This is a genomic window from Pseudoalteromonas sp. SR45-1 (assembly GCF_014163655.1).
Classification (GTDB): Bacteria; Pseudomonadota; Gammaproteobacteria; order Enterobacterales; family Alteromonadaceae; genus Pseudoalteromonas; species Pseudoalteromonas distincta.
In genome coordinates, this window is record NZ_JACJDR010000011.1 from 21,824 (window position 1) to 35,249 (window position 13,426).

At 39.1% G+C, this 13,426-nt stretch carries 10 protein-coding genes; 1 reads left to right on the top strand and 9 read right to left on the bottom strand.

Annotated features, from left to right (window positions below; genetic code table 11):
• Positions 1–30: 30 nt before the first annotated feature.
• Both H5089_RS12365 and H5089_RS12370 read right to left on the bottom strand, forming a co-directional pair.
• Positions 31–417, bottom strand: a complete 387-nt coding sequence (locus H5089_RS12365) for an OsmC family protein (protein ID WP_002958670.1) — start codon at positions 415–417, stop codon at positions 31–33.
• A gap of 83 nt (positions 418–500) precedes the next feature.
• Complete coding sequence (locus H5089_RS12370) at positions 501–890, bottom strand: cytochrome b562 (protein WP_039487539.1); 390 nt, start codon at positions 888–890, stop codon at positions 501–503.
• Between the two features lie 614 nt (positions 891–1,504).
• Between H5089_RS12370 and H5089_RS12375 the strand changes: the two genes are divergently transcribed.
• Positions 1,505–4,351, top strand: a complete 2,847-nt coding sequence (locus tag H5089_RS12375) for a TonB-dependent receptor domain-containing protein (RefSeq protein WP_182712303.1) — start codon at positions 1,505–1,507, stop codon at positions 4,349–4,351.
• 422 nt (positions 4,352–4,773) lie between these two features.
• Here the strand turns inward: H5089_RS12375 and H5089_RS12380 are convergent, their stop codons facing one another.
• The 7 genes from H5089_RS12380 to H5089_RS12410 form a co-directional block, all read right to left on the bottom strand.
• Positions 4,774–6,552 carry a sugar phosphorylase gene (locus H5089_RS12380; protein ID WP_182712304.1) on the bottom strand — a complete coding sequence of 593 codons (1,779 nt, stop codon included), beginning with the start codon at positions 6,550–6,552 and terminating at the stop codon, positions 4,774–4,776.
• A 55-nt stretch (positions 6,553–6,607) separates the two neighbouring features.
• The gene (locus H5089_RS12385) at positions 6,608–7,828 is read right to left on the bottom strand and encodes a glycosyl transferase (protein WP_002958673.1); all 1,221 of its coding nucleotides are present in this window, start codon (positions 7,826–7,828) and stop codon (positions 6,608–6,610) included.
• Complete coding sequence (locus H5089_RS12390) at positions 7,821–9,566, bottom strand: HAD-IIB family hydrolase (protein ID WP_182712305.1); 1,746 nt, start codon at positions 9,564–9,566, stop codon at positions 7,821–7,823. Before H5089_RS12390 ends, H5089_RS12385 begins: the two co-directional genes overlap by 8 nt.
• Positions 9,567–9,711: 145 nt before the next feature.
• Positions 9,712–10,950, bottom strand: coding sequence for a uracil-xanthine permease family protein (locus H5089_RS12395; protein WP_149593033.1), 1,239 nt, complete (start codon positions 10,948–10,950; stop codon positions 9,712–9,714).
• Between the two features lie 9 nt (positions 10,951–10,959).
• Positions 10,960–11,589 (bottom strand): uracil phosphoribosyltransferase, encoded by a 630-nt coding sequence (upp, locus tag H5089_RS12400; protein ID WP_002958676.1) that lies wholly within the window; start codon positions 11,587–11,589, stop codon positions 10,960–10,962.
• Positions 11,590–11,735: 146 nt separating this feature from the next.
• Positions 11,736–12,692 carry a phosphotransferase gene (locus H5089_RS12405; RefSeq protein ID WP_182712306.1) on the bottom strand — a complete coding sequence of 319 codons (957 nt, stop codon included), beginning with the start codon at positions 12,690–12,692 and terminating at the stop codon, positions 11,736–11,738.
• 270 nt (positions 12,693–12,962) lie between these two features.
• Positions 12,963–13,406, bottom strand: a complete 444-nt coding sequence (locus H5089_RS12410) for a hypothetical protein (protein ID WP_121955211.1) — start codon at positions 13,404–13,406, stop codon at positions 12,963–12,965.
• Positions 13,407–13,426 lie beyond the last annotated feature (20 nt).

Sequence of the window (13,426 nt, forward strand, 5' to 3'; positions counted from 1 at the left end):
GCCTGTTAAAGCTACCTAATTTAGGGAGGATTATTTTACCACTACTGAAAACTCTGGCACTGCCTGAATTACTTTTTTTACCGTACAGGTATTAACGGCTGCAATAAGCGCCTTTTTATATTTATCAGGAAAACCGTCTGGTAGGTTAATCTCAATTGAAAATAACTTTTTACCGTTATCATCTACATTTTCATTATTTTGAGTAAGCGTCATACCTTGCGTTGAAATATCACGCTGCTCACAAAATTTACGTGCATAAAAACCTGCACATAAAACCATACTTACTAAAAAGTAATCAAACGGTTCTGGATGCTCTGCGTTGCCACCAGCGTTTACACTTTGATCGCTGATTACTTCTAGGTCGCCAAATTTAGCGCTTTGCTTTTGGCCTTCTAACATTGAAACTGAAATTTCCATTGTGTTTCCTTATATTTATTGCTGCAGATACTTTTAACGCAGTTAGCTTAAAAGTAGCGACTAAAGATACATATAGTTTAGGTTTATGAACCGAACAGTAATTCAAAGAACCCTGGAGGCTCATGTAGCTCATGATATTTTTTACGTAAATTATCTATATTTTTTAACGGTTCTTTTGCTGCACTTAGACCCTGCTCGTTCGCTGCTTTTTTAGCAAGCTCAGCTTGGGCAATCACTTTATCAAGACCCTGCAATGACTGCTCAGGCTTTTTGTAAAACTTACCTGTTTTACTTACTTTTACTAGCTTTATAAATTCATCAATCGCAGTATTAAATTCACTAAGTTGAGTTGCCTGTACTGCTTGTTTATACGCAAGGCCCGTATTTTTCATATTTATTTCAAGATCGACAGATTGCTGCGCAAAAGACATTGAACTAAACAACAAGGTAAAAATAATAACTAAATACTTCATGGTCAAACCTATTAATTAAAGACAGCTAAATTGTACCAAGTTTACGCGCTAAAGTAACTTAAGGAGCAATTGAGACCCCCAAAACTGTAAAGGGGGTTTACACGTTTAGAGCTTTTTAAAGATTAATAATGAAAAATATTCAAACTTCACTTTATTTGAAAATAAAGCCTTACATTAAAGTCATTTTAAAACGGGATTTACATACATAATACTTACAACTAAGTACATATAACACTCACCGCCTGCTCTTTATATAAATTAGAATATTCCTAACTACTTTTAACTAAAAAATAATTGCTATAAAAACCATCTCTAAAATTATAAAAACTATAAACATGTAAACAGTATAAATACAAAACAAACCCACCATGTAAATTAACCATAAATAGCCACCTAATCTCCCCCCACAAACTAGTGTAAAAAAGGCAATAATAGCCATTCAAATTATTTCAAGTTGCTTATTTAACAGTAAGTTACTTACTTTTAATAAGATTATCAGCATGCAATAATCGCCGCCCTCATAACAAAAGTTATAGGTTTTTATCTAATACAGACTGTATTAAGTAAAAATAAATATCGTATTAAATTACTATAAAATGTCCTTTGGGAAACACATGAAACGTCATAATTTACTTTCTAATAGCATTAAATGTGCATTAATTACTGCTGCTGCAACAGCAAGTAATTCTGTGCTTGCACAAGATGAGCAAGCAACAAAAATTGAACGCGTTGAAGTAACGGGTTCACGTATCTTACGTGAAGGTGCTATTGCACCTGCACCAGTAACAGTTATAAGCGGCGAGCAGCTAATTAATACTGGCGCTGTAAACATTGGTGAAGCGCTAAACAATTTACCAGCACTTGGCAATACATATTCTATGGCTAACTCAGGCCGTTTTATTGGTACCGCTGGTTTAAATATTCTTGATTTACGTAACATGGGTACAGACCGTACCTTGGTACTTGTAAATGGTAAGCGTCATGTATCAAGCTCTGCAGGTTCTCAAGCTGTAGATACCAATACTATTCCAAGTGTATGGGTTGAGCGTGTAGAAATTATCACTGGTGGTGCATCCGCTGTATATGGAGCTGACGCGGTAACAGGTGTTGTAAATTTTATACTAAAAGACAACATTGAAGGTATGGATTTTAGTGTTACCCGAGGTTTTGCCGATTTAAACAGCTACAACAACGAAAAAGCGACGTTCTCGTACGGCTCTAATTTTGATAACGGCCGTGGTAATGCAGCTTTTGCTATTGAGTACTCTGGCCAAGATTCATTAAATGCACTTGACCACCCTTGGACTAGCACATCTTTTAGCAGCTTACCTAACCAAGCCCAAACGGATGAAAACAAAGATAGCGCAGCCTTCCCTGACAAAATCTTAACACCTAATGCGGGTTATTACGCCATCAATGATTCAGGTGTTTATGCACTTGAAGATCCAACTAAGTATATTAATAGCTTTAACCCTGATAGCAGCGCACGTGATTTATACATAGGCAATAACGCAGATCCATATTCATGTGCAGAATGTGACTTTTTTAACTTAGGCCAATTTGAAGAAATACAACCTGAGTTTGAACGTTACAACGTAAACTTTAAAGTTAACTACGATGTTACCGACGACTTAAATATCTACTTTGATGCAAAATACGTAAACAGCCAAGGCGAAAGCATAGGTCAACCTGCGTTTTTCTTTTTTGACAGCGACAACAGCATTAACATTGATAACCCTTACCTAGACCCAGCCATCAAAGCACGTATGCAAGAGGAAGGTGTTGATTCAATCATGGTTAACCGCATGATGAGTGACCTTGGCCGCCGCATTGAAAACAATACGCGTGAAACAACGCGTTTTGTTACCGGCTTAAAAGGTACTGTATTTGAAGATTGGGAATTAGATACATCAGTTGTTTATGGCCAAACTGATCTTGAGCGTGAAAACGGCGCTAACATGATTTTAGCCAACTACTTTAATGCACTTGATGCCGTTGAAGATACAAATGGCAACGTAGTATGTCGTAGCGCTGCTGCACAAGCTGACGGATGTGTACCTGTAAATATTATGGGTTTTGGCGCACCATCTCAACAAGCTATTGATTACATAAATACGGTATCAGTTGGTACTTCAACAATTAAGCAAACAGTTGTTTCTGGCTCACTTGCTAATGGCGCTATTTTTGAATTACCAGCAGGTTATGTAGGTATTGCATTTGGTGCCGAGTACCGTAAAGAAGAAAGCGAAACTAAAGAGCCAGATAACGCAGAAGGTACTTTCTTTAACGCACTGGGCGAAGATAAAGGCTCGTTCAACGTACGCGAAGTATTTTTTGAAGCGACGATGCCAATTTTAACTGACTTACCGCTTATTCAAGATTTAGTGTTTGATACTGCAGTACGTCATGCTGACTACAGTACGATTGGCGAAGCAACTAGCTGGAAACTTGGCCTTGATTGGACTGTAAATGATGAGCTACGTGTACGTGTAACTCAATCTGCAGCACTTCGTGCGCCAAACATTAGTGAAGTATTTGGGGCAGCAAGTCAAACTTTCTACAATGTAGACGACCCGTGTCGCGCCGACAACCTAGGTGACTTATCAAACGGTGCAACACGTACTGCAAACTGTGCCGCATTAGGTGTAGCGAGTGACTTTAACTCAGGTTACGATGCAGCCTCATTAGATGGTTTAACTAGCGGTAACCGCGATGTAAAAGGCGAAGAGTCAACAAGTACAACTGTAGGCATTGTTTACCAACCAGAGTTTCTAGAAAACGCGCTGCTTACTATTGATTACTGGGAAATTGAACTTGAAGATGCGATTGACACAATCGACGCGCAAGACATTCTTGATCGCTGTGTTGATAGCGCAACAGGTATAAACAATCAGTACTGTAACTTAATTACACGTAATGCTAATGGTGAAATTACTTTAATACAAAACTCTGTATTAAATGTTGCCGGCCAAAAAGCATCAGGGATAGATTTTGAACTAGGTTACGACTTTGACGCGCTTGAAGGTAGCTTCAAAACCCGCTTAATTGGTACTTACTTAATTGAACGTAAAGATTACCCGTTCCAAGACGACCCTAGTAACTACATTGAATACGCAGGTACTACAGGTGAAGCTAAGTGGCAAACTAACTTATCTGTAAGCTATGTTATGGATAACTTTTTCTCAACAGTTGAAACACGCTTTTTAAGTGAAGTAGATTTATATACAAATGTTGAGCTTGAAAGTAACTCGAACCCAAGTAACCAAATGTCTTACGGTAAATACTTTATTACCGATATGACTGTTGGTTACAACTTCGATAGCGGCTTAGGCGTTAAAGTAGGTGTTGATAATCTATTTAATCGTAAACTTCCGTACGGTTCACGTGGTACAAGCGCGGGTAGCGCAAGTTACGATAACATTGGCCGCTTTGGCTACATTAACTTAAGCTACAGCTTATAATTAATAAAATAACTTATTAGGGCGTGTTGATCATTGGTGGGTGAATTTGCAGCAGTATGTTTGGTTTTTAGGCAAGGCAGAGCCTATGTAGTGTGGTTATTCCCCATAAATAGGCGATAACGCAGCATAAATACCAAACATGCGCTGCCCGAAGGGTTCTTTCTAGGGGCGATTAACTCTTTGTTGCCTACATGGATGTAGGTAAGGGGCGTGAGCAGGACGCGGAAGCTTTGCTCGGTTTTTACTTATTCTTACATGGATGTAAGCCAGTAGAATAACGCAGGAGCAGTTATCGAGCCCACTAGGTTACAAACCTCGCGTCGCGATTTAATCGCCCCTAGATTGAACAAATTTCAATCCACAAAGATCAACACGCCCTAGTTAAAACAAAGGCTCGCAGTGCGAGCCTTTTTTAATACATTTTATTTAATATTACTCAGCCACACGCTTTGGTATGGTTCTAGCTCTATTGTTAATTGGCTTTCTTCAATCGTTTTATCTGCCACCAAATCAAACCACTTTTGGGTGTTAATTAAGTTCAAGTCGGCCAATGTGAGCGTTTGTGGTTTATCGCTAATATTATAAACGCAAAATATGCTTTGGCGTCTGTCTATACTTTGTCGCCAAAAACCAAATAATCCCCCTGCTAAATGCAGCGTAAACTGTGTAGCATTTGGGTGGAAGGCACTTTGCTTTTTGCGTACTGCCAATAAGCTTTTTATGCCGTTAAACACTTTATGATGATGACTGTACTTTTCACCAATTGCCGACAGTAGCTTTGACTCTTGCCAACGATGGCGGTTAATAGCACGGTTATGCTGTGAATTTTCAAAGCGTTCGTAATCGTTAGTTGTACCCAACAAACTATGAATATAAAGCCCTGGGATACCTTCAAGCGCAAACATAATTGCGTGAGCACACATAAACCGCTCCAGGCCAAACTTATCTGGGCCATTGTGCGTCCCTTGGAGAGCATCAAATAAAGCAATATTTAGCTCGTACGGTGTATGCGTGCCATCGTTACTGGTTCGCATAGATACACGACCACCAAATTGCATAGTGGTACTTACAAGTGACGCCACTTCACTGGGTTGTAATAAACCTTCAATTGGTCTGAGCCCTATTCCATCGTGCGAGGCTATAAAATTAAAGTATGCCGTACCATTTTGCGCAGGCGGCATGCTCATCATCCAATGCTTAATTGCAGTGCTATCGCCACTAAGTAATGTATGAAGCAATAAAGGCGGCAGTGCAAAGTTATAAATACTGTGCGCTTCGTTGGCATTACCAAAATAAGACAAGTTTTCTTGGTTTGGAATATTGGTTTCGGTAATTATAACTACGCTCGGCTCTGCGTGCTCAATAAGTGTTCGCATTAGCCTTACGGCTTCATGTGTTTGCGGCAAGTTAATACAACTTGTATTAAGCTGTTTCCACAAAAATGCGACCGCATCGAGTCTAAATAAACGCACGCCATTGTCTAAATAATGCCTAATTATTCCCACAAACTCTTTAAGTACATCAGGATTGCCAAAGTCAAAATCAACCTGATCGTGACTAAACGTACACCATACGTGCTTTTCACCGCTTGGCGTTGTTACAGTATTTAATAACGATGAGGTTCGCGGGCGTACAACTTGGCTTAAATCATCCGTTAAGCTCGCCGTTTTGAAATAATCTTTACCCGGGTGTAAATCATTTAAAAAGTTCTCAAACCATACACTTCTGCTTGAGCAATGGTTAATAACCAAATCCGCCATTAGCTTTACATCTTTAGCGATATTTTGAATATCTCCCCAATCACCCAAGGACTCATTCACTTGCACGTAGTTCATTACGGCAAAGCCTTCGTCTGAGCTGTACGGGTAAAATGGCAATATGTGCAGCGCATTTAACTGCATATCACATTGCTCTTTTATAAACCTGTGTAGTGTTTTAAGCGGTGCCTCCATTGGGCTCGATACGGCAAATTCACTATCATCGTGTTTAATAATAGAGTCGCCATAAGCAATCAATACTATATCTTGTTCATCCCACCGGTTTGTATGGGGTGTCGGGTCGCGCAGTGCATTGCTACCTAGTATAATTTTAATGAGTTGCTGAGCAAGCTCAGTAACCGATAAAGGCAGCTCAACACCCTCATAAATAATATGAAGATGTTGCTCTACTCGTTGTAAAAATAATTCGCTAACTGTGCTCACATGCGCCCCTAATATTTATTGTTTAGACTTATAGGCTAATTAACCTGCACGCAGGTTAACTATATTCTTCGTTATCTAGCTCTACGGCTTCTTTTAAGCGCTCAAGTACGTCTGGCATTGCTGATACAACACGGTTCCAACTTGGCACAAATGGCGCTTCCATTGGGTTTTCTAAAAAGTGTTGCCCTGCTTCCATAATATTTTGTGCAAACATTTCTACTGCTTTTTCTTCTTGGTGTACATCAAGCGTTAACCCGTTCATTAGCGCGTCGTTATGATACGTTTCTATAAAATCTAAACCGATACGGTAATAAGTCGCTTTTAATGAACGAATTGTTTCGCTGGTAAAAGTAACACCTTGAGTCGCCAGCTTTCTAAACAATGCCTTAGTAATATCAATCGACATTTTAGACAAACCTGCACTTTGATCATCAAGTGAAAGTTCTTGGTGCTTATGGTCATAATTATCGGCAATATCTACTTGGCACAAGCGGTTATGCGAATAGTTACGATACATTTCACTCAGTACACCAATTTCAAGGCCCCAATCACTTGGGATACGAATATCGTTTAATACATCGCGTCTAAACGAAAACTCACCTGCAAGTGGGTATCTAAAAGAGTCCATATATTCAAGGTAGTCGGTATTGCCTAAAATTGTTTTAAATGAGCGAAGCAATGGCGTTACTAATAAGCGCGATACACGGCCATTAATTTTGCCATTAGCAGTACGCGGGTAAAACCCTTTACAAAATTCATAGTTAAAACGCGGATGCGCAACGGGGTAAATTAAGCGAGCAAGTAGGCTTCTGTCGTAGGTTAAAATATCGCAATCATGCAGCGCGATAGACTCTACTTCTGCTGTTGCTAATTTATAACCCATGCAATACCACACATTACGCCCTTTACCCAGCTCACGTGGTGCAACACCTAGCTCTTGTAATTCTTTATCTAGTGCTTGTAAGCGTGGGCCGTCGTTCCATAATACTTTATGGTTTTGGTTTAGCTCTTTAAAAAAGCCTAGTGCATGACGGTACTGTGCTTCGTCGGCTCTATCTAAGCCTATCGTAATTTGTGATAAATATGGTACTTCGCGTAATTCACTAACTATATTTTGCAGCGCAGGGCCTTCAAGTTCACTAAATAGCGAAGGAAGTATTAACCCCATAGGGCGCTGCTTACTAAAAGTAAGTAGCTCTTTTTCTAGGTCTTCTATTGGTCTGTCGGCAATATTATGTAATGTTGTAATAATGCCATTTTGGTAAAAATCAGCCATGAGATGTTTGCTCCTCAGAAATACTTAAAATACTGCTAATACACGGCAACGACGTTATTTCTTCAATCCAGCCCAGCGGTGCTGGTGATTGAGAATATCGTGCTTTGTTGTGCGACAATTTAACCGGCTTTTTACTCGCCGGATTGGCAATAATAATGGCGATATTTGCGTGCTCTAACATTTGCTTATCGTTATCGCTATCACCCAGTGCTATAACCGTGAGAGGCTTTCTGAAATGATGGGTAAACTGTTTAACTAACCACTGCTGTGCAGCGCTTTTATCGGTATTTTTGGCAATATGAATGAAGCGTCCGCCAATTTTTATATCGTAGCCAAGTGCTTCAACATCGTTTACAAAGGCTGTGAGTAATTCGTCATTGCCATACCAATAAAGAGGGTCTGAATAATCGCGAGTTTGTGCGCGTCTTGCTTGTGCATCGTTTAGCCCGGTAAGCTCTGAAATTTGCTCACTCGATAAGTCACTAAACAATTTGTAATGCGCTTTATAATCCGCCTTTAAAGTATTTAAATCATTTAATAAACTCGATAACGGCTTTGCCATTGCGTAGCACCAATAAGCGCCTACTTTTTTACAACCAATTGGCTTTAATTCAAAATAGTCTTCTGGAATAAATACCGCTGCACCGTTTTCGACAATAAAAGGCTGTTGAATATTTAAATCGTTTTTAAGCTCTATAACTTCGCAAAAAGTTTTGCTGGTATTAAACACCACAGGAATATGCGCATTTTGCAGCTGCTGTAATAACTCACTAATATTATTTGTATTGTAATCGGCGTGATCGAGTAATGTTCCGTCCAAATCTGTAAAAATAATAGGTTGAAGGGTGTCATCACTTGTTAGGTGCATACCGCTAATATCTCGGTTGCTATCAAGTTCAATTAAAGCATTTGCTTTAGCGCTCAGTGTGTTTAAGTTCTCACGCGTAATGCGCTCAAAATGAGAAATAAAATACACCAATTGCTCGTTAGTCATGGTGCCTGAGCCTTCACCTTTTTTGGCTATTAGCTTTTGTTCTTGCTCTTGTCGCCATGTAAAAACATCACTAAAACTCGGTGCTTTTAGCATAACTGTATAATCAATTAGGTTAAAAACGGCTTTATATTCATTTGCCAAACAGCTATTTACACAGCGGCGCCAAACGCCTTCTTTATCAAACTGTTGCTCTAACTCGTTAAGCGGCTCACTCAATGAAAACAGCGGTTGTGGCTCACTGCCCACGCACCACCCTTCTAAAATAACAATATCAACTGGCTTTTCGTTTGTTAGCCAATCACTTGCTGGCACGCTGTCGTCTTCGTGTTTATTAAAACGTGGAAGCGGTACGTTTACCTCTCCTGCCAGTAAGTTAGTTATTGTGCTATTCATTAACGCTACATCGTGAGTACCCGGTACTCCGCGAGTAGTAAAAAGAGGATGTACGTCTTTGGCAAGCTCAGTACGTGCTTGTTTTGCTAAATAAAAGTCATCAATTGACAATGCTACACTGTTAAGTGGTGTGTTTTTAGAAAACCACGTAACTAAAAAATCTGCGAGTGTTGTTTTTCCTGAGCCCTGGCATCCATTTATGGCAACAAAAATAGGAGTATTTGTTTTTTTAGATTCGAGGATGTCATGCGCAAGTGGAACAAAATATTGCTCACTCAAATATTGATACTTTAAAGGCAGTTGGTGTTTTGCTAAAAACGGGGTTATATCCACAATATTGGCCTCTGACATAGTAACTCCTTTGCATACGATGCGTTCTGGAAATTAAATGCAGATACTAGACCATTATTATTTTTGTATATTTATTAATAGGTTAAAAAAATAGCGCATTGAAAATGCGCTATTTTGGTGCAATATTTTTAACTTACGTGCACTATTAACTCTCTTGAGGCTGCGCCTTAGGTAATACAAGGTTGAGCACAATGCCTAAAATAGCGCATAAACTTACGCCCTCTAAACTAAATTGGCTACCACCTATATGCATACCGCCAATACCGCACACCAAAATAAGTGCAACAATACTTAAGTTACGTGGTGCTGTTAAATCATCGCCCGACTTAACCAGTGTATTTAAACCCACTACAGCAATAGAGCCAAAAAGTAGAATCATAATGCCACCCATTACAGGTACAGGTATAGTCTGTAAGCCAGATCCCATTTTAGCAACAAAGGCTAAAATAATGGCGATAATGGCTGTCCACATCATTACTTTAGGATTGAAGTTTTTGGTAAGCATAACTGCTCCCGTTACCTCTGAGTAAGTAGTGTTAGGCGGGCCGCCAAATAATGATGCTGCAGACGTCGCAAGGCCATCACCAAACAAAGTACGGTGAAGCCCAGGTTTTTTCAAAAAGTCTTTATTGGTTACTTGGCTAATAGCCATCATGTCGCCAATATGCTCAATTGCAGGTGCTATTGCTACAGGCACCATAAACAAAATAGCCTGCCATTTAAACTCAGGCCATGTGAAGTTTGGTACAGCAAACCACTGTGCGTTAGTTACTGCATCAAATTGCACAACGCCCATACCAAGCGATAAACAATAACCCGCAACAACCCCTGCCAGAATAGGTATAAGCTTAAATACGCCTTTTCCCCACACTGCAAAAATAAGCGTAACCACTAACGAGAACAACGAAATATAAATAGCACTGTTGTAATCAATAATTTGAATACTTCCGTCGCCACTTTTACCCATCGCCATATTTACAGCAACAGGTGCAAGCGCTAAACCAATAACCATAATTACAGGGCCTACAACCACAGGCGGTAAAATTTTATGAAGCGTTGCAACGCCCTTAAATTTTACTAATAAACTTAAAAGCATATAAGCAAAGCCCGCTACCATTAAGCCGCCCATAGTGGCTGGCACGCCCCACATTTGCACAGCGGCAATAATGGGTGCAATAAAAGCAAATGATGAAGCTAAAAATATAGGCACTTGGCCTTTAGTCACTACCTGAAACAGCAAAGTACCAATGCCAGCGGTAAAAAGCGCAACATTAGGATCCAAGCCCGTTAAAAGTGGCACTAATACCAGCGCACCAAATGCTACAAACAGCATTTGCGCGCCCGTTAAAATAGTTTTTATTGAAAAGGTGTCATTATTTTGCACTTAAGACTCCTAAACAGTACCGAATATTTTGTCGCCCGCATCGCCTAAACCAGGGATAATATAGCCCTTTTCGTTTAAGTGGCTATCTACAGAGGCTGTAAATATTTCTACGTCGGGATGTGCTGTAAGTGTTTTTTCCACACCTTCTGGTGCAGCTACTAATACAATTACTTTGATTTCTTTACAGCCTGCTTTTTTAAGCATATCGATTGTGGCAATCATTGAGCCACCTGTTGCAAGCATAGGGTCAATAACTAAGCTTAAGCGCTCATCAATATTACCTACTAGCTTTTCAAAATATGGTACTGGCTCTAGCGTTTCTTCGTTACGTTCAAGACCAACCACACTTACTTTAGCCGCCGGTAATAACTGCATAACACCGTCCATCATGCCAAGACCAGCACGCAAAATAGGCACTACGGTAATTTTTTTACCTTTAATGTGCTCTACTTTTAATTTATTGCCATCCCAGCCTGTAATTTCGTTATCTTCTAACTGTAGGTTTTTAGTTGCTTCGTAGGTTAATAAGGTTCCAACTTCAGAACATAATTCACGAAAGCTTTTAGTACTAATACCATGCGCTCGCATTAGGCCTAGTTTATGTTGAACAAGAGGGTGAGAAATAACGTGAATTGCCATGATATAAACCTACTGATACAAGAATTTGCAGTATTTTATATTAAAAAAGGTCATTTGACCTGTAGTTTTAAAGAGATTTTCATACATCGTGCCAAAATGTATTGTTTTGCTTGATATTTATGCAAGAGATTAGCAAAACCTGTTTATTAAATGTTACCCGCTAACCAGCTGTTTACTTGCTGTTGCATATAACTATTTATTTTTTGATGCTCGGGGCTCCACCCAGCTAAAAATCGATAAAAGTCAGCCCATGCAGCAGGCCATAAAGCGAGCCAATCGTCAGCTACTTTACTTGCTGGTGCCCAAGGGTGATAAGCTGTAATAGCAGCCTTTAAATTGTCAAAATAATACACAAGGTACTCATCAGCGCACTCGTGTAATTGTGCATCACTCAAGCAACTGGTCATAAAATACATTACATCAATTATCCCAGAACCTGCACCTATATACTGAAAATCATAACCGAGTATTTCATCGCGCTCATTTGCTGCAAAGTTAGCAAGTTTTGCATCGCCATGAATCAGCGTTTTATACGTACAACTTTGTAGCTGCTCATCTATTTTATGTGCAGCATTTTTAATATCGGACTTTTTATCAAGGTTATCTTTTAGTTTATTAAACTCATCTGGGCGCGTGCTTAAATGCCAGTAGTTGCCTTGCTGCCATAACCCTTCAGCGGGTTTACTTAAGTTAAACGCATGAAAGTGTGCAAGCCACCTTAATATAGCTTTAACATGTTGTGGCCCTGCTTGAGTAAACCCATGTTTGGTGAAATCCTTAAACACCAGCGCATATTCATCATCTTTATTAATTACACCTATACATTCAATACTTTGCGCATGTACTGGTAAATGCTGGCTATAAAGCTTATAAAATGTGTATTCAACACTATATGAGTGCTGCTTTCTTTTAAGCGCAAATTCGCTTTGTTTAATTTTAGGATGGTTTATATAACTGGGTATTTTAATCGCTTTAATAACGCAGGCTTTATCATCAAGCTGGCACTGCACAATACTGCCACATCCACTCCAAAGTGATGTAAGCGTATCGCCAATTTCAATGTGCTTAAAGTGAGGTTGTAATAAAGGAATGTAAAATGCCATAGCTATATTAAGTAATTAAGTTTTTTGTAGTTTAACATTAGTGGACGTTTTTAATAAAACTAAGGCATAAGAAAGCTCCACTTGGTTTTATACAAGTTTGTATGTAAATAGTGGCCAAAATCACTATGCCACAACACTTTGATTTTAAAATTAACTGGATAAAACCATGTCTTCCTAGGTTGAGTATATTTAGGCATTTTAGCCTCTTCAAAGTGATGAGGAGGTGTCCACTAAAACGGGTGAGGAGCAATGTCCTGCTTGAATGGTTTGTTATGTAACCTTTATACCACTTTCCTCAAAAAACTTTTCTAATTTACTTTTATTAATGTTTGATAGAAAAGCAAAAGATCTAAAGGTAATACCGACTTTAGATTTAAAGTCTATTAGGTGACCCAGCGGACCAAGATTATAGGAGCGTATTTCTTGAAGTGAATCAAGTGCAATGTCATCTTTAAAAAAGCCATAACCGTAAAAGTACAACCTATTTTGATGAATTTGAAAAACAGGCTTACTTAAGGCTCTAATAGACCAAACCCAAAGGATAAAACCAACACCAAATAAAATAATCAAAGTAAAATCTAAACGATAGTTAAGCAAGCTAAGTAATAATTCATCATCACTCCTATTACGAGCCTCTAAGAAATAAACACCTAAAAAGGTTCCTATCGGAACTCCAGGTATTACCCAGATGTACATTAAGAATGCTTTCCACATTGGATAACGTTCTGTGGACG